The organism is Actinotignum schaalii (assembly GCF_028864145.1).
Classification (GTDB): domain Bacteria; phylum Actinomycetota; class Actinomycetes; order Actinomycetales; family Actinomycetaceae; genus Actinotignum; species Actinotignum schaalii_B.
The window spans coordinates 1-16,218 of the sequence record NZ_JARBHJ010000024.1 but is presented as its reverse complement, the minus strand read 5'-3'; the positions used below and the strand labels follow the sequence as shown (position 1 = coordinate 16,218).

Below are 16,218 nucleotides of genomic sequence, written 5' to 3'. Positions count from 1 at the left end.
CTGCCGGATATCGGTTCATAGTGTGTGAAGGAGAATTCCATGGCTGAACTCTCGAGGGATCTCCCCTCCGAATTTATTGAGGGGACCACGGTGCGCGCCGCCGGGAACCGCGCGATTAACCCGAAGCTGGTGCTCACCGCCCTCATGCTGGTGATCGCGAGTTTCCAGCTCAATGCCACAATGCTGGCACCGGCTATCGGCGATATGGCCAGCGCCCTCAATACTAATGCCGGGGTGATCGGCTGGAGCTCCACGGTGTTCCTCGCGGTAGCCGCGGCGCTCGCGATTTTCTTCCCGCCCCTGGCCGATAAAATCGGGCGGCGCGTAACGCTGCTCATTTCCGTGAGCTTTATGGTGGTGGGAACGGTGCTGGTGCTGGTCACTAGCAGCGTGGCCATGCTCATGGTGGGGCGCTTCCTCCAAGGTTTCTGCGGGGCGACTTTCGCGCTGGGTAACCTCACCCTGCGTGCCATCCTGCACCCGAAGAAATACGGTTTCTATATCGGTTTGGTTGCCGCGATTAATTCCGGGGTAGCCGGGATCGACACCCTGCTGGGCGGAGTGATTGTGGATCATGCCGGCTACAAGGGAATTTTCTGGACGATCTTGGCTTTGGAAGTGCTGGCCCTTATCTGCGTGGTGGCCTGGGTGCCGGAAACCCGTGTTCCGGCGGCCAGCCGTATGGACTGGGGCGGAGCGATGACCCTCACCGGCTCGTTATGGTCGGCGAATATGGCGCTCACCTTCGGCTTCGGTTCGCTGGGCTGGGGGAATACCTGGACCATTGCCGCAATTATCGCGGCGGTGGTGCTGGCGGTAGCCTTCGTGCTGGTGGAGCGCAATGTTTCGGATCCGCTAGTTCCTCTTCCCGAACTGGTCAAACGCCAAACCTGGGGCGTGACCGGGACCGCGTTCTTCACCCTGGCTTCCGCTTTCTCGGTGCTCATGTACCTTATCCCGGCGGTGTCCCAGGATGTGGAGAACGGTCTGGGGATGGGCGGTACGGAATCAGCGCTGCTCTACCTCACGCCCTTCTCGCTACTGGGCTGGCTGCTGGCACCCTTCGTAGGCAAGTACGCCCCGCGGCTGGGCTACCGCGCGATTTTGCGCGCCGGGCTGCTGGGCAGCATCGTGCTGATCACCGGTGTGGTGGTTTTCGGGTTTGAGAACCGCTGGGTGCTCTTCACTCTGGCCTTCCTCATGGGTGCCACCTATACCGCGATGTCCAATACCACCCTCAACGCCATGGGCGTGCTTTACGCTTCGCCCACCCGGCCGGGGGTGCTCCCGGGTCTGACCTCCGCGGCTTTCAATCTGGGCGCGGGCGTGGGTACCGGGGTGATGGCCTCCTTCGTGGCCCGCAATGCGGTAGCCGGCGATATTACCGCCGGGTACTCGCAGGCCGCGATTGTTGGGTTGGTCTGCGCGGTTATCGCCTTTGCGATTTCTCTGGCGCTGCCGGCCCAGGAAACGACCGGAGGTGAGAAGATCTAGGCTATCTGGTGAGAGCGGGGCCGCGGGTTTTTCTGCCGTGCAGTTTGCATGCGGCGGCGAACCCGCAGCCCCGCTTTTCTCGGTAGGGTGGAGGAGTTACACCGCACGCAAAAGATCCGCACGCAAAGGATAGTTGTGACTGAGCAGTCCTATGTTTCGCGGCGCCGCCGCCCGCCGAGTTCACGCCACTATAGCGCCACCCAATTGCGCCATGCCCGCCTGGCGGTGAGCGCGCTCTTCTTCACTAACGGTGCGATTTTCGCTAATATTGTGCCGCGTTTCCCTGAACTTAAGCGGATCCATGAGCTCGATAACGCCGTGTACGGCCTTGCGCTCGCGGCCTTTCCCGCCGGCGGCATTATCGCGGGGATTTTCGCCGCACCACTCATTCGTAAATTCGGATCCGCGCCGGTGGCGGTTGCCGGTACCCTTTTCACCGCGCTCGGTCTTATTGTGGCGGGTGTGGGGCCCACCGGAATCTTCTTCGCGGCCGGAATGTTCCTCGGGGGCGCCTGCGATGCGGCCACCGACGTGGGGCAAAATGCGCATGGCTTGCGGGTGCAGCGCCATTACGGGCGCTCGATTATTAATACTTTCCACGCGACCTGGTCCGTGGGCGCGATGAGTGGTGGGCTCATGTCCGCCGCCGCGATCTGGATTGGCTTGCCGGTGCCCGCGCATCTGGTGCTGTCCGGGACGCTGTGGGCTGTTGTTGCGCTGGTGGCCCGACGCTTCTGCCTGCCGGGGAACGACGCCGCAGACCCCGGGCCAAGCGGTACGACCGCAGGCCACGCTGGTGACGGGGTAGGCGCGCCGGGGGATGGGTCGGCGTCGTCGAACCTTAATGCGGCTCCGCAAGAAGCCACGCCTTCCGGGGCTCCCGTGCCGGCCGAAACTTCGGGACCGTTGACGTTCCGCACCGTGGCGATGCTGGGTGCGCTTGTGCTCATTGCCACGATGGGTGGTCTTATTGAGGATGCTGGATCCAGTTGGGCGACTCTGTACGTGGGGCAGCTCGGTGCCGTGGGAGGCTTAGCCGCGGCGGGGTATGTCGGTTTGGTTGGCTCGCAGTTTGTGGGGCGGCTGTTGGGCGATGGGCTGGTGGATCGCTTCGGGCGGCGCACCGTGGCCCAGGGCGGGGCGGCGCTCATTACCGTGGGGATGGGGCTGGCGCTGCTGTTCCCGAGCGTGCCGGGCACCATTGCCGGTTTCGCGGTGGCCGGTTTTGGTTCGGCCACGCTGGTGCCGGCGGCTATTCAACAAGCTGACGAACTTCCCGGACTCAAACCGGGCACGGGCCTGACGGTCATTTCCTGGCTCATGCGCATCGGTTTCCTGGTTTCCCCGCCGATTGTGGGTATGGTGGCCGATACCTTCGGGCTGCGTACCGGTCTGTGCGTGGTGCCCTTCGCCGGTATCACGGTGCTTCTCCTCAGCTGGACGCTGAGCCAGGGCGAGCGGGGTGCTCAGAGTGAGCGGGACATCCCCACCTCGCCGCGGCCCAGCGTCCGTTAGCCAGAACCCACACTGGTGAGGGCTTGCTTTTAGTTACTGGTAGGCGCTGTGGCGCCGTCGTTACCGCAGTTGTCACCGCCGCCGTTCAACTCCGCGAGGCGGGCCTCGAGTTCCGCCGGGTCAGCGCCGCGGAATCCCGCGATGGCGCTGAGCGGGGCGTCACCCATGAGGGCGAGCATATCCACACCAAGATCACCGCTATCAAAAGACCCGCGCACGAATTCTTCGATAACGGCGCGCCCGCCGGGAACCGCCAGGGTTTCATTGACGGTGGAGAGGAGCGTGAGGTGAACCTGCGGCTCGTTGCCGGCCAGCTCCACATCGGCAACCAGCGGCAGATCGCGGCTGGAGGCTCCCACCGAAATCCGGTACGTGCCCTTTTCCACCAGGAACGTGCCGTGTTCCACGGACCAGTAGGCCAGATCGGCAGCGCTCACCGTGATGGAAACCGCGCGGGCTTCCCCGGGTTCGAGCTCCACCCCGGCAAAACCCTTGAGTTCGCGCGGCACTCGCACCACCTTGGAATTGGGTACCGACACATACACCTGGGCAACTTCACGCCCCGCCACCTGCCCGGTATTACGCACCGTGAAGCTCACCCGAATATCATCGCTAACTGCCTCAACTTCCAGATTGCTGTACTCGAAAGTTGTGTAGCTCAGGCCGTGCCCGAAGGGGAACACCACATCCAGCACCCGAGCATCGAAGCCGCGGTAGCCCACAAAGAGTCCTTCACCGTAGCGCACCCCGGAGCGGTCGCCCGGGAAATGCGGGTAGGAAGGGCAGTCCTCCAGCCGCAGCGGAATCGTTTCGGTGAGCTTCCCGGAAGGATTCGCCTTCCCGAAAATAATATTGGCGATAGCTTCGCCGCCGGCCTGGCCTAGTACCCAGGTTTCCAGAATGGCGGGAACTTTATCCGCGAAGGGGAGTGTGACCGCGGATCCGTTCGTCAGTACGACGACGACATTCGGATTCACCTCAAGCAGCCGATCCAGGAACTGCAGCTGCGCGGCCGGGATCCTAATCGTGCCACGGTCGTAGCCTTCTGATTCTTCGGCTTCGCCCAGGCCGATGAAGGCGAGGCATACGTCAGCCCCGCGGGCCTGCTCCAGTTGCGACTCATCCAGCGGGGCGTACGTTGCCTGCGGGGCGAGCGTCTGGATGGCATCCCAGGCCGTGGTGACCCGGGTGGGGTTGACCAGGCTAGATCCGGCGCCCTGGTAGCGCGGATGCTGCGCGAATTCACCGAATACGGCGATGGCGGCATCGGCGCGGAGGGGAAGTGCGCCGTCGTTCTTAAGCAGAACCACAGATTGTTCCGCAACCTTGCGGGCCAGATCGTGGTGGGCCGCGGCATCGAAATCTTCCCCGCGCTCACGCGGTGCTTTTTCGATAAGGGCACTCACGCGCGCGGCAGCGGTTTCTACCGCGCTCGGCTCGAGCTCGCCGGCCTCCAGCGCGGCAAGGGTTTCCTGTTCGTGGATGCGATGAGCGGGCATTTCCAGGTCGAGCCCGGCTCGCAGCGCGGCGCGGCGGTCGCGCACCGCACCCCAATCGGACACAACCACACCGTTATAGCCCCATTCTTCGCGCAGCACCGTGGTGAGCAGCCAGCGGTTTTCGGAGACGAGCGTGCCGTTGAGGGAATTGTAGGAGCACATGATCGTCCACGGGGCGGCCTCCTTGACCACCTTTTCGAAAGCCCGCAGGTAGATTTCCCGCAGGGTGCGTTCGTCCACCTGCGAATCGCGGCGCATCCGGTCCGTTTCCTGGTTATTCGCAGCGAAATGCTTGAGTGAAGTCCCCACGCCGCGGCTTTGTACACCGGTAACGTAGGCCGTTGCCATAGACGCGGTGAGGAAAGGATCCTCGCTGAAATACTCGAAGTTACGGCCGCAGCGCGGGTCACGTTTGATATTAATTCCGGGTCCTAGAACGACGCCGACCCCCTGCGCCCGCGCCTCCTCCGCAATCGCGGTTCCCACGGCGCGCGCCGCTTCCGGGTTCCACGTGGAACCGAGCGCCACGGCCGGTGGGAAGCACGTGGCCGGCAGCGAGGCGCCCGAGCCGAGGTGATCGCCCTCGCCGGGCTGGACCCGCAGGCCGTGCGGGCCATCCGAGACCATAATCGAATGCCCATGCTCGTTCTCATGGGTATGCCAAAAGTCTTTGCCGCCGGTCAGTAGGACGGAGGCTTGCTGGGTTTGCTGTGGTTTCTCTGTCATGGTGTTGGCCTTTCTACGTCTTTGTAAGGGGGTGGGGAATTATGACCACCATTTTCGCAATGGTCTCTCTGTGATAAAACGGGGGCCTCCGGATTTCCCCAAACGGAAGGCCCCCGTTACGACTTCCCACGCGGAGAAGCCAGCTTTTAGCTATGTACCTCCACCGGAGTGGTCAGCACACGGCCTTCCGGAACAATCCGACGGTCGCCCACCAGGGTGATATGCATCGGGCTGAGCCGCTGCTCCGAAGAGCTTCCGGCAGAGAGGAGAATTGCTCCCGGCTCCACGATGCGCTGCATATCAATGCCCGTGAAGGAGAATCGATCCGCGTGAATCCGGAACGTCACCTGCTTAGTTTCACCCGCATCAAGATGGACCTTCGTGAAACCAATAAGTTGCTTGAGGGGGCGTACCACTTCCGCGTAGGGGTCGGTGGCATAGAGCTGCACAACATGTGAACCCGCCCGCTCACCGGTATTACTCACGGAGACGGTGTACGTAAGGTTGCCATCCACCGGGACTTCCGTTGCGGACACCTGCGGATTACTCAAGGCAAACGAGGTATAGGAGAGTCCGAAACCGAAGGGGTAGAGCGGGCGGGGGTCTAGATTGGAGATTCCGTCAGAGAACCAGCCGAGCGCAGGGGCCAGATAGGTGCCGGGTTGCCCTCCCTTGGTGCGCGGAATAGCAATGGGAAGTCGGCCTGAAGGGTTCGTCTTTCCGGAAAGAACATCGGTCAGCGCTTGTGCGCCCTCCACGCCCGGCATAAAAGCTTGGATAATCGCCGCGCACCGATCAGCGTATTCTCCCAGTGCGTAAGGGCGGCCCGTCACCAGCACTACGACGGTGGGTGTTCCGGTGTCGAGAATTGCATTGAGGAGCTCGCCTTGGCGCCCGGGCAGAGACAAATCGACGACGTCGCATCCCTCGCCCGAGGTACCTCCCCCGAAGAGTCCCGCAATATCTCCCAGTGTCACCACCGCAATATCTGCCTCGCGGGCTACCGCCACCGCACGGGTGAAGGCGTCGTCATCCCCATCGAGGAAACCGGTCCCCTTCTCGAAAACAGGAGCCTGAGTGAAGATAGTTGGCAAAGTTTGCTCAAGGGAGCGAATATCAAGCCCGGTTCCCTGATCCTCGTACCGCGAGAGCACGTGATTGGGGAAGGAATAGCAGCCGAGGAAGGAACGCACCTCCGCCCACGTTGGGCCGATAATCGCTGCCTTCTGGGACGGTTTGAGCGGCAAAATACCATCGTTTTTGAGGAGAACAATGGATTCATCTGCCATATCTCGCGCAATTTCGCGATTGCGAGGGGAGTCGAGATCACGTTGCTTATCAATGTGATCCTGGCTCCAGGGTTCGTCAAGTAGACCCAACTCAATTTTCTGGGTCACAACGCGACGAACAGATTCATCGAGATCGGCTTCGCTGAGAATGCTGGCACGAACAGCTGCCGGAAGATCGTTGTAGGCTACCGTTTCCGGAAGCTCAACATCCAAACCGGCCCGCACCGCAAGTGCAGCAGCATGCGGAGAATCCTCCGCAACACGGTGCATAGTCTCGAGGAATTTAACAGACCAATAGTCAGAAACAACGGTTCCCGTGAATCCCCAGCGCCGGCGTAAAACATCTGTAAGGAGGTGTCGTGACGCGGCTGCCGGTTCGCCGTCAATATCCGAGTAGGAGTTCATAACGCTGGACACCTTGCCCTCGCGAACGGCCATCTCGAAGGAGGGAAGAATAATATCTTCAAATTCGCGCGGGCCGATGGATACCGGTGCGTGGTTGCGCCCCGCGCGGGCGGCAGGGTAGCCGGCAAAATGCTTCAGTGTTGCGAGGACTCCGGCGGATTCCAGCCCACGCACATAAGCGGTACCAAGCATGCCCACGAGATAGGGGTCTTCTCCGCAGGTTTCTTCCACGCGTCCCCAACGGTAGTCACGCACCACATCGAGAAGAGGGGACAGGCCTTGGTGCACTCCGATAGCGTGCATATCCTGACCGATAGCATTCGCCATTTTCTCAATGAGTTCTGGATTCCACGTTGCTCCCCACGCGATAGCCGCGGGGAAAACGGTGGCTCCCAGGCAGGTAATACCCGTCAAGCATTCTTCATGAATGATCGCGGGGATATTGAAACGCGAGCGGGAAATAACTCCACGTTGTAACCGATCCATTTTCTCGGCACCGTCCGAAACGGAAATGGGATCTGCACCGTAAATTCGAGACAGGTGGCCAAGCCCGTAGCGAGCAGTTTCTTCCCAGCTCAGACGGTTCTGAGCGAATTCATGCTCCATCGGGGCAACATCCCCGGTAGCCGCAGTTGCCGTGGTTTCCGTCTCGATGTCATTATCGGGGTGGCCCGAGTTGAGAAGGGAATCCTCATCTTGTTTGCGTTCCCAATAACTACCGAGCTGCCCCGCTTTATCTTCCAGGGTCATCTCGCTCAAAAGAGCATCCACCCGTTCGGAAGTGGGGAGGCTTTTATCGTTCCATGGTTTCATGATGTGCTACTTTCCGAAGCCGGCGGTAAGGCCGGCAACCATCTGGCGGCGCCCGATCACGTAGGCGACGAAAAGGGGGATAACAGAGAGGACAACTGCGGCGAGGATGGCGGGAACATCCGCCGTGAATTCACCTTGATAGGTCCACAACGATAGGGGGAGAACCCGTTTACCGCTCGATTGCGTGAGGATCAAGGGGAAGAGGAAACCGTTCCACACGTTGAGTGCGTCGTAAATTCCTACGGTGATGAGCGCGGGAGCGGACATCGGTAAAACTAGCCGGCGCAGGATCTGCATATTGGTAGCGCCGTCAACCGTCATAGATTCGAAGAGTTCACGCGGAATATCGCGCATGAAGTTCGTCAAAATGAGGATTGTAATAGGAATGGCAAAACCAACCGAAGGGAAGATCAGCGCCCACAGGGTGTCATAGAGTCCAAGCTGGACAATCATGAGGTACACCGGAACGATCATGGCCTGGATCGGAATTGCGATTCCGAGGAGGAAGAAACGGAAGGTTCGGGTGATGCCACGGGTGCGCCGTCGAATAATAACGAAAGACGCCATCACGCAAATCGTAAGGGTGACCGCTACCGTGATAACCGTGACGAATAGCGAATTACCGAGGTACAGCCCGAAATCGTTCTGAATTACTTCGTTATAGGCGCGCAGGGATGGATCGCCGGGGATCGCGAAGGCGCCTTCCTTGTAGTAATCCTCGCGCGGGCGCAACGAGGTCACGATGATGTAGTAAATAGGGATGATCGTGACGAATAGCCAGAGCCAGCCAAAGAATCCGGAAACGATGCGGGGCCGGTGCCGCGTCGACATTTTCTTGGTCGCGCGCATAATTTAGACTCCCTCCATCTGAGATTCCATGTTTTCCGCGCCGCTGAGCTTGTTCAGTGCCAAGGAAAATGCCAAGCCCAACACCACGAGGATGACGCCGATAACGGCGGCCGCACCCATCTCGTAGGAACGGAATCCCGTGAGATACATATGAAGTGGCAAAATACGCGTTGCGTGACCCGGTCCGCCGTTCGTCATCACGAAGATGAGGTCGAAGTACGTAAGTGAACCAACGATCATAAGGGTTGACGAGGTGACAATCGTGTACTTCAGCTGCGGGAGGGTGATGGTGAAGAACTGACGTATCGGTCCTGCTCCATCGAGCGTTGCCGCTTCGTACAACTGGATGGGAATCTGCCGTGCACCACCCTGATATAGCAGGGAATGCAGCGGAATAAAGCACCACGAGATAACGAACAGCACCGTGAAGAACGCGAGATTCGGGTCTCCCAGCCAATCCTGTTTGAGGAAGGGCAGTCCCAAGGTTGAAATACCGAAATTGGGATCAAGCAAGGCTTTGAAGGTAATACCTACCGCCGCCGATGAGAACAAAAGCGGAAGGAAATAGATAGCGGCAAGAACCGCACGATACCGCTGTTTCCCGGCCATGAAGACACCCAGAAGCAAACTAATGGGAGTTTGAATAAGCCAGGTGAGGACCGTGAGTAGCATGGTCAGCTTGAAAGAATGCATGGTGACGGGATCACTCAAAACACGGCGCCACTCATCGAGCCCGACAAATTGCGGAGTTCCCAGGCCATCCCACTGAGTAAAGGACAGCACGAAAACACCAATCAGCGGTACAACAGCGAAAAATACGAAGAAGGCGAGAGCGGGGACCAGCAGCCAGAGCGAGGGCCCGTAGCTGCTGGTCCGCTTCGCGCGATGCGCTACAGCTTTCATAGCGTCGCATTCATGTTGTCAACGAACTGCTGCGGGGTGAGCTGGAGTAGGAACACCTGGCTGAGGTTCGTGAGAAGAGCTTGGGATTGCTCGGAGGGAAGTGCTTGATCCCAGGACAGCTGGAAGTGCTCGGCGTCTCCAAGCGAGTTGTAGATAAAGGATAGGTAATCCGAATCCTTTGCCTTGGCGATCTTGTCATCAATTCCCTTCACTCCGGGAACCGCACCGATCTCGAGCAGGTGATCAACATACGCATCATTGAGATTAATGGTGTTGAGGTAGTCGGTCACAGTCTTCTGCGCATCCTCGGAAGCCTTGGCGGAAACTGACCAGTAGTTTGCGGGATTACCCACAAGGTTCTTCGGATTCCCCTTTCCACCAGCGATAGTCGGGAAGGTGGAATAAAGAAGGTTGCCGGATGAGGCAAATGTCGGGTTGTCTTCGTGGAAGGAGGTCCAAACCCACGCTCCCTGCAAAACCATGGCGGCCTTACCGGTATGAACCATGGCGATATCTCCACCCGCATCCGCTGTCACGGAGCCGTAAGCATCACCGAATGCGCCGAGCTCAACGAGCTCCTGGATCATTTCGAGAGCCTTGAGAATTGCGGGATCCGACCATGCTCCCGGTTCACCATCGAGAACTCGCTGGAAGACCTCTGGACCACCGATGCGATCAGTAAGGTACTGGATCCACATGAGGTACGGCCATTGCGATTGGCCCGCTAAGGCAATTGGGGTGACACCGGCAGCCTTGAGAGTTTTCACCGCGGTGAGAAGGTCATCCCAAGTTTGGGGAACAGAAAGCCCGTGAGCGTCAAGAACTTCCTTATTGAGGTAGAAGTACACGCCCTGCGCTTGGTTGACGGGGAGCGCGTAGACCTTACCGTCAACCTTTCCAGTTTCGAGGATTGCGGGGAAAAGCTTGTTTTGAAGTTCGGTGGTGGAATCCGTTAGGTCAACAACCATGCCGTTATTGACGTAATCACGCAGCGTTCCGCCACCCCAGCTCCACACCAAAGTGGGGGACTGGGGAGTATTGACCGCTGTGCGAATTTTCTCCTTGTACGCGTCATTACCCATGTATTCCACGGCGATCTGACGGTCAGGATTATCGGAATTCCACTTATCAAACGCTGCGCGGACTACTTCTTGAGCTCCGCCGGTGAGTGCCCAGGCGCTCGCGCCTTCAGCACCTCCGGAAGGTTTGGCACCGCCACAAGCGCCTAATCCAAGTCCAAGGGCTGCCAGAGCGGCGACCCCTGCACGGAGAAGAGTACGTTTCATCGTTGAAACTCCTGTTCCGGGGATTGCTTTCAACCCTCGTTGGTCGAAACTGTTTCGCGAATCCACCATCAACATATTTAGTTTCTACCGAAAACAAAGTCCAATGCAAGAGACGTGGCTCACATTAAATGTGGGGTGGGGTGTAGAAAATGCCGAAGAATCATTCAAGTGAGTGGATCAGATCTTTGCTTTTTACTCTTCACTAGTGCGAAACTATTTCGGAAGGAGGTGCGTGGTGTCAAAAAGTAATGTGCAGAGTGCTCGGGTGACACTTCATGATGTGGCCGCGAAAACAGGGCTGTCACGCGCAACAGTGTCCAAGGCTTTGAATGATCGGCCCGATGTTTCTGTCGCTACACGGCTTGCGGTGCGAACGGCCGCGGAGGAATTGGGATACTTGCGCTCCACTCAGGGAGGGCCTTCCACGTTTCCACATATTGCATTGGTGTCAGATTCGCTCAAATCTCCTTACACCATGGAAGTGATTTCCGGTGCTGCCGTGGAAAGCCAGCACATGGGTTTCGGCTTAACCGTGTGGCAATTAGATGAGACTCCAGACGGCTCCCCTTCCACACCCCGCGCGATAGAACCACTGTCGGAGGATTGGCTTAGGCTCATCGCATCACGCGGATACGTAGGCATCGTTCTGGTAACTGCACCGATTTCCGAAGATCTTGTATCACTGGCTGAAGCTCTCAATATCCCCATTGTCTCCGTTGATTCGCCACAGGTTCCCCCAAAAGGAGTGCGTGAACTTGGTGCCACTAATTGGCGTGGCGGCAAGGATGCGACGGGTTATCTTTTCTCCCTCGGCCATCGCCGTATTGCTTTCGTTTCTGGCCCGCCTCGATCTGTCCCTTCGCAAGACCGGATGCAGGGATATCTCTCCGCGTATCAAATTGCCGATGTGGTAGTGGATGACAAGCTTATTGTTGAAGGAGGGTTCACGTTTGAGTCAGGATTTACGGCTGGGCGGCAATTGTTTACCCTGCCTCGCTCACAGTGGCCCACCGCAGTTTTTGCGGCCTCTGATCAGTCTGCACTAGGAGTAATCGAGGCTGCACGAGCAACCGGTTTGCGGGTTCCGCGGGATCTGTCAGTTATTGGCTTTGATGACACTCTCATGGCCTGGTCCTCATCGCCGCAGCTTACCACGGTGCGTCAACCCATTCGCCAGCTAGGTGCCCTGTCCATCCGCACTCTTTCCGATGCTCGCAAGGGTATCGATACGGGCGGTGCTCTTCAGCTCACCACCGAGCTCATCGTCCGCGGCACAACCGCCCCTGCTCCTGAACCTTTGTAATTAAGCAGTCTGCGGCGGCCCATGTGTAGGCAACCATTTCACCTAAAAGCGTGTCGTAGCCTCCCGGTAAACTGATGGCATGAGCGACAACGGAGCCCCAACTCGGCAAGAACCCCGCAGCCGCGCCACCCGCACGTCCCTGATAGCGGCACTGTTGGTGCTTACACTTGGCGTGGCAGGCGGGCTCTGGTGGTGGTTCAATGGGAGAACCTCCTCAACTCCGGCGGCTGGCCCCTCGGCTACCGCAACGGCATCGGCTGAGGCGGGCGGAGCGGCAGGTGCGTCGTCGTCGCCCATTACCGCGGCGGAATCTAGCCCCGCGCCGGTGCCCGGCCCCACGGATAAAGAAATGCGCAACGGAACCTATATTCTTCCGGATGTGTGTTACAGCAAACGTAACCCGCCCGCGCCCGTAACCGTGGCGCACGGGAAAATCCTTCCAGACCGGCAAACAGGGATGCAGCCGGGAACCATTCACCTCACCGAGCCGCTGGTGCTCGGCGGCGTGGAATATCGCGCGGTCGCGATGTCCTGCGGGGTGGGGGACCCGGCCATCGGCGCCATCGGGATTTACGATGCCAACCTCAGGCTCGTTTCCGCCATTGGCAACCATCAGTGGGGTGTGAAAAACAGCGTCCGGGGCACCCACATCGCCCAAGACTATGACGGCCTGTGGTCCTTCAGCGTGCACTCCATGGAATTCAAGGCCGGCCAGGCGCGGATTACGTACACGTCCTATACGCCCGTCGGTGGAGTGACGCGAGCCATGGAACGCGCGTATCCGCCGCATACCACCACCGTGAACTTCGTGTGGAACGGCAGTCAGTTCGTGCAAACGGGCGAGGTGTCCTTCCAGTTTGAGGACGGGCATTCCGTCACCGCACCCACCGAAGAACGCGCGCAGGCTGACCGTCAAACCCTTGCCGCGGCAGGCTCGGAATGGGAAGATCTACTCCCCGAACTCACCGGCGATCCACGCCTCACGGATGAAGAACAGCGCACCACCGCCGCTGCACACCCCGTTTTCCGCGGATGCAACGCTCGCGAACCCCTGAGCACCACAGTCAGCGGCGGGCATGTGAAAGATACCGGCGGGTACGTGAGAGAAACTGATCGCTTTGACGCAAAGGTGCCCGGCGAAGGCGATATCAAACCGCGCCCCACCGATATTCTCTGCGTCTTTTCCGTGGACAACCCGGCAGTTGAGAACGGTCTAGCGGACTATACCTACTACCTTGTGTACGACGGCGCCACCTCCGGCACCCCACCCCTCATCAACGTAGGAATGCGCCCCTAGCAGCGCTTAGCTCCGGTCCGCCAAGATATCCACCGGCCAATCGGATAGCTCCAAGCGCTGCCCGAAAGCCACCCCACCCGGCTCCAGCAGCGGCGCATGCTCAGCAGCCAGCTCCACCGGATCAAAACCAATCGCATCAATAAAAGCAGCCACTCGGGAACGTGCGGCAGCGTCATCCCCGGCCACAGCCACCGTACGGCGCGCCGGAGCTCCGTGCGGGCGAGCCTCCGCGGCCAACTCCGTATACCCCGCATGATTAAGACTCTTGACGATAGCCAGCTCCGGATAACGCGCTTGCAGCGCGGCGGTAGTGTGCCGGGCAGGCGTGGTGCCGGAATTCGCAGCGGCATGGTCAGGTGTGCCACTGTCCGATGCTCCACTATCCGAGGCGCCGCCGGCAGCAGCCCCGTCGGTCGCCTCCCAGGCATTCGTGGCATCAACAACAACGCCACGAACCCCGGTCAAATCAATCGAAGCAAGTGCAGGCCGCGGGAGCGCCAAAATCAAAATATCCGCCGTGCGGGTCAGCTCCTCGAAAGAAACCAGGCGAGCGGTCGGCAGCAAGGTCGGCAAAGTGAGATCGTAGAGCGGATTACCCGGACGCACGCTTACCGCCAGTGGAAAACCCGCCTCCGCAGCCAAGCGTCCTATAGCAGTGCCAAGCTTACCCGCCCCCAGCAGGCCTATCAGATCTTTATCCCCAGTGGTGTTCATAAAGAAAGAACGGAAAGCGAGCGGTGAAGTATTCCCAGGGCCACTGGCTGTGCCACACCCTCATCGTGGGCCCTGCCGCCAAAAATAAAACACATTATATCCAAGTGAGTGTAGCCTGACCTTCCTATCTTTTCCACGATTTCCGCATAAGAATAAGCCTAGAAGTACCACTAATGGAGGTTCTAGTTGTGGAGAAATGCGCAATTGAAGCATGCGAATTCAAGCATGGGGACATGGGTCGCTTAGATATGTCCGATACCATGGCGGGTATCCCAGGCGTGTTGGGTATCGAAGCGATGAACCGGTTGCGGGCCGGAGTGCTCGGCGCGAACGATGGCATTGTTTCCGTGGCTGCGGTAGTGATAGCCATGGGTGGTGCGCGGGCCTCAAGCACCGCGATTCTGCTCGCCGGGCTCGCCGCCCTCATTGGCGGAGCGGTATCTATGGCGCTCGGTGAATACATTTCTGTCTCCTCCCAGCGCGATGCGGAACTGGACGCGCTGCGGCGCCGGGCGGGCGGACCCGCCACGGAACGTGACATTGTCTCTCCCTTCGGAGCGGCCTTCTCGTCCTTCTTCTCTTTCCTCGCTGGCGGTGCAGTTCCCTTCGCCGCCAGCCTGCTCGCCCCGCTCGGTGCCATCGCCCCAATCTGCTTCGTGGTCACCGTCGCCGCGCTTGCGCTCACCGGCTGGATCGCCGCGTGGATCGGTCAAGTCCCGCCGCTGCGCCCCACCCTCCGCACCGCCGCGGGCGGTACCCTCGGCCTCGCCCTGACCTTCGGCATCGGAGCACTTTTCGGCCAAGTAGTGTAGCATTCAATCAGGCGTGGCGCTGGCTCGTTCTGTGGCTAAGCTCAGACTGGAAGTGTGGCCCGGCCCGTCGGATCTCACCCGGCCCTCGAAAGGACCTGATATGACCTACACCTTCGGAATCGATACTTTTGGCGACGTCACCGCCGATGCCTCCGGTACCAAGCTCAGCCACGCCCAGGTGGTCCGCAATGTGGTGGCCGAAGCGGTGCGCGCCGAAGAGGTCGGCGTCGACATTTTCAATATCGGTGAACATCATCGCGACGATTACGCAATCCCCGCCCCCGATGTAGTGCTGGCCGCGATTGCCGCGCGCACCCAGCGCATCCGTCTCTCCTCCGCCGTCACCGTCCTCAGCTCTGACGACCCGGTTCGGGTGGTCGAACGTTTCGCCACCGTGAACGCACTCTCCAACGGTCGCGCCGAACTGATGGTGGGCCGCGGCTCCTTCACCGAATCCTTCCCGCTGTACGGCTACAACCTGGCCGATTACGAGGATCTCTTCAACGAAAAACTCTCCCTACTCACCGAACTCCTCGCCCGCAACGGCCAGCCCGTCAGCTGGAAGGGTGGGCCCCACACCCAAGCACTGAATGCCGTGACCCTCTACCCGCCGCTCGAACACGGCCCCCTACCCACCTGGGTGGCCGTGGGCGGCAGCCCGGAATCGGTGGTGCGCGCCGCCCATTACAAGCTGCCGCTCATGCTCGCCATTATTGGTAGCCCCACCGCACGTTTTGTTCCGTTCACGGATCTGTACCGGCGCGCCTGGGAGCAGTTCGGGAACGACGTCGCAGCTGAGGTCGGCTACCACTCCTACGGGTATGTTGCTCGCACCGATGAGGAAGCCGTGGCTGACTTCTTCGACTACTACGTGGAAACGAATTCCCGCATCGGGCGGGAACGCGGTTGGCGCCCGCCTTCGCGGGAGGCGTACCTCTACGAGGTGAAGAACGGGGCGCTGGCGGTGGGTTCACCGGAAACTGTGGCCCGCAAAATCGCCACCGGCATGCGCGAGCTGGGTGCCACCCGCTACGACCTCAAGGTTTCTTATGGCTCGCAGCCTCACGAACAGAATCTTTCCTCCATCGAGCTTTTCGGCACCGAAGTCATCCCGCGGGTCAAGGAGCTGCTGGCCGGAGAATAGCTGGGCCGCGGAGTAGCTGATTCGCAGCATCCGCGAATATAAGGCAGATATAAAGCAGCGCGGGGGGGGGCGGCCGTTTCCCGGCGCGGGGCCGCGGCCGCCCGGACTGTTGTTTTTGATTACGAGATGATTAACACTATATATTATCGTTGTTATCACCCGCCTCGCG

General features: G+C 59.7%; 12 protein-coding genes. 6 read left to right on the top strand and 6 right to left on the bottom strand.

What is annotated here, in order from left to right:
• Nucleotides 1-39: 39 nt before the first annotated feature.
• On the top strand, nucleotides 40-1,494 hold the full coding sequence (locus PWJ82_RS06185) for an MFS transporter (RefSeq protein ID WP_274735860.1): 1,455 nt from the start codon (nucleotides 40-42) through the stop codon (nucleotides 1,492-1,494).
• Between the two features lie 135 nt (nucleotides 1,495-1,629).
• The gene (locus tag PWJ82_RS06180; RefSeq protein ID WP_274735859.1) at nucleotides 1,630-3,009 is read left to right on the top strand and encodes an MFS transporter; all 1,380 of its coding nucleotides are present in this window, start codon (nucleotides 1,630-1,632) and stop codon (nucleotides 3,007-3,009) included.
• A 29-nt stretch (nucleotides 3,010-3,038) separates the two neighbouring features.
• On the opposite strand, the gene PWJ82_RS06175 is transcribed toward PWJ82_RS06180, so the two are convergent.
• The 5 genes from PWJ82_RS06175 to PWJ82_RS06155 form a co-directional block, all read right to left on the bottom strand.
• Complete coding sequence (locus PWJ82_RS06175) at nucleotides 3,039-5,234, bottom strand: glycoside hydrolase family 3 C-terminal domain-containing protein (RefSeq protein ID WP_274735857.1); 2,196 nt, start codon at nucleotides 5,232-5,234, stop codon at nucleotides 3,039-3,041.
• 146 nt (nucleotides 5,235-5,380) lie between these two features.
• The gene (locus tag PWJ82_RS06170; RefSeq protein WP_274735856.1) at nucleotides 5,381-7,741 is read right to left on the bottom strand and encodes a glycoside hydrolase family 3 N-terminal domain-containing protein; all 2,361 of its coding nucleotides are present in this window, start codon (nucleotides 7,739-7,741) and stop codon (nucleotides 5,381-5,383) included.
• A gap of 6 nt (nucleotides 7,742-7,747) precedes the next feature.
• Complete coding sequence (locus tag PWJ82_RS06165) at nucleotides 7,748-8,590, bottom strand: carbohydrate ABC transporter permease (RefSeq protein WP_274735855.1); 843 nt, start codon at nucleotides 8,588-8,590, stop codon at nucleotides 7,748-7,750.
• Between the two features lie 3 nt (nucleotides 8,591-8,593).
• The gene (locus PWJ82_RS06160) at nucleotides 8,594-9,493 is read right to left on the bottom strand and encodes a carbohydrate ABC transporter permease (protein WP_274735854.1); all 900 of its coding nucleotides are present in this window, start codon (nucleotides 9,491-9,493) and stop codon (nucleotides 8,594-8,596) included.
• Nucleotides 9,490-10,779 carry an extracellular solute-binding protein gene (locus PWJ82_RS06155; protein ID WP_274735853.1) on the bottom strand — a complete coding sequence of 430 codons (1,290 nt, stop codon included), beginning with the start codon at nucleotides 10,777-10,779 and terminating at the stop codon, nucleotides 9,490-9,492. Before PWJ82_RS06155 ends, PWJ82_RS06160 begins: the two co-directional genes overlap by 4 nt.
• A gap of 235 nt (nucleotides 10,780-11,014) precedes the next feature.
• Here PWJ82_RS06155 and PWJ82_RS06150 point away from each other — a divergent pair, with 235 nt between their 5' ends.
• Both PWJ82_RS06150 and PWJ82_RS06145 read left to right on the top strand, forming a co-directional pair.
• On the top strand, nucleotides 11,015-12,082 hold the full coding sequence (locus tag PWJ82_RS06150) for a LacI family DNA-binding transcriptional regulator (protein ID WP_274735852.1): 1,068 nt from the start codon (nucleotides 11,015-11,017) through the stop codon (nucleotides 12,080-12,082).
• Between the two features lie 79 nt (nucleotides 12,083-12,161).
• Nucleotides 12,162-13,379 carry a hypothetical protein gene (locus PWJ82_RS06145; protein ID WP_274735850.1) on the top strand — a complete coding sequence of 406 codons (1,218 nt, stop codon included), beginning with the start codon at nucleotides 12,162-12,164 and terminating at the stop codon, nucleotides 13,377-13,379.
• Between the two features lie 6 nt (nucleotides 13,380-13,385).
• Here the strand turns inward: PWJ82_RS06145 and PWJ82_RS06140 are convergent, their stop codons facing one another.
• Nucleotides 13,386-14,093 carry an NAD(P)-binding domain-containing protein gene (locus PWJ82_RS06140; protein ID WP_274735849.1) on the bottom strand — a complete coding sequence of 236 codons (708 nt, stop codon included), beginning with the start codon at nucleotides 14,091-14,093 and terminating at the stop codon, nucleotides 13,386-13,388.
• Nucleotides 14,094-14,326: 233 nt separating this feature from the next.
• Between PWJ82_RS06140 and PWJ82_RS06135 the strand changes: the two genes are divergently transcribed.
• Entirely contained in the window at nucleotides 14,327-14,905 is a 579-nt protein-coding gene (locus PWJ82_RS06135; RefSeq protein WP_274735848.1) for a VIT1/CCC1 transporter family protein, read from the top strand.
• A gap of 31 nt (nucleotides 14,906-14,936) precedes the next feature.
• On the top strand, nucleotides 14,937-16,049 hold the full coding sequence (locus tag PWJ82_RS06130) for an Atu2307/SP_0267 family LLM class monooxygenase (protein ID WP_274735846.1): 1,113 nt from the start codon (nucleotides 14,937-14,939) through the stop codon (nucleotides 16,047-16,049).
• The last annotated feature ends 169 nt before the right edge of the window (nucleotides 16,050-16,218 follow it).

What these genes read in the sequence shown, in the direction of transcription:
- PWJ82_RS06175 (WP_274735857.1), bottom strand. Translation starts at nt 5,234, where the DNA reads ATGACAGAGAAACCACAGCAAACCCAGCAAGCCTCCGTCCTACTGACC.
- PWJ82_RS06185 (WP_274735860.1), top strand. Translation starts at nt 40, where the DNA reads ATGGCTGAACTCTCGAGGGATCTCCCCTCCGAATTTATTGAGGGGACC.
- PWJ82_RS06155 (WP_274735853.1), bottom strand. Translation starts at nt 10,779, where the DNA reads ATGAAACGTACTCTTCTCCGTGCAGGGGTCGCCGCTCTGGCAGCCCTT.
- PWJ82_RS06165 (WP_274735855.1), bottom strand. Translation starts at nt 8,590, where the DNA reads ATGCGCGCGACCAAGAAAATGTCGACGCGGCACCGGCCCCGCATCGTT.
- PWJ82_RS06140 (WP_274735849.1), bottom strand. Translation starts at nt 14,093, where the DNA reads ATGAACACCACTGGGGATAAAGATCTGATAGGCCTGCTGGGGGCGGGT.
- PWJ82_RS06160 (WP_274735854.1), bottom strand. Translation starts at nt 9,493, where the DNA reads ATGAAAGCTGTAGCGCATCGCGCGAAGCGGACCAGCAGCTACGGGCCC.
- PWJ82_RS06145 (WP_274735850.1), top strand. Translation starts at nt 12,162, where the DNA reads ATGAGCGACAACGGAGCCCCAACTCGGCAAGAACCCCGCAGCCGCGCC.
- PWJ82_RS06135 (WP_274735848.1), top strand. Translation starts at nt 14,327, where the DNA reads ATGGGTCGCTTAGATATGTCCGATACCATGGCGGGTATCCCAGGCGTG.
- PWJ82_RS06170 (WP_274735856.1), bottom strand. Translation starts at nt 7,741, where the DNA reads ATGAAACCATGGAACGATAAAAGCCTCCCCACTTCCGAACGGGTGGAT.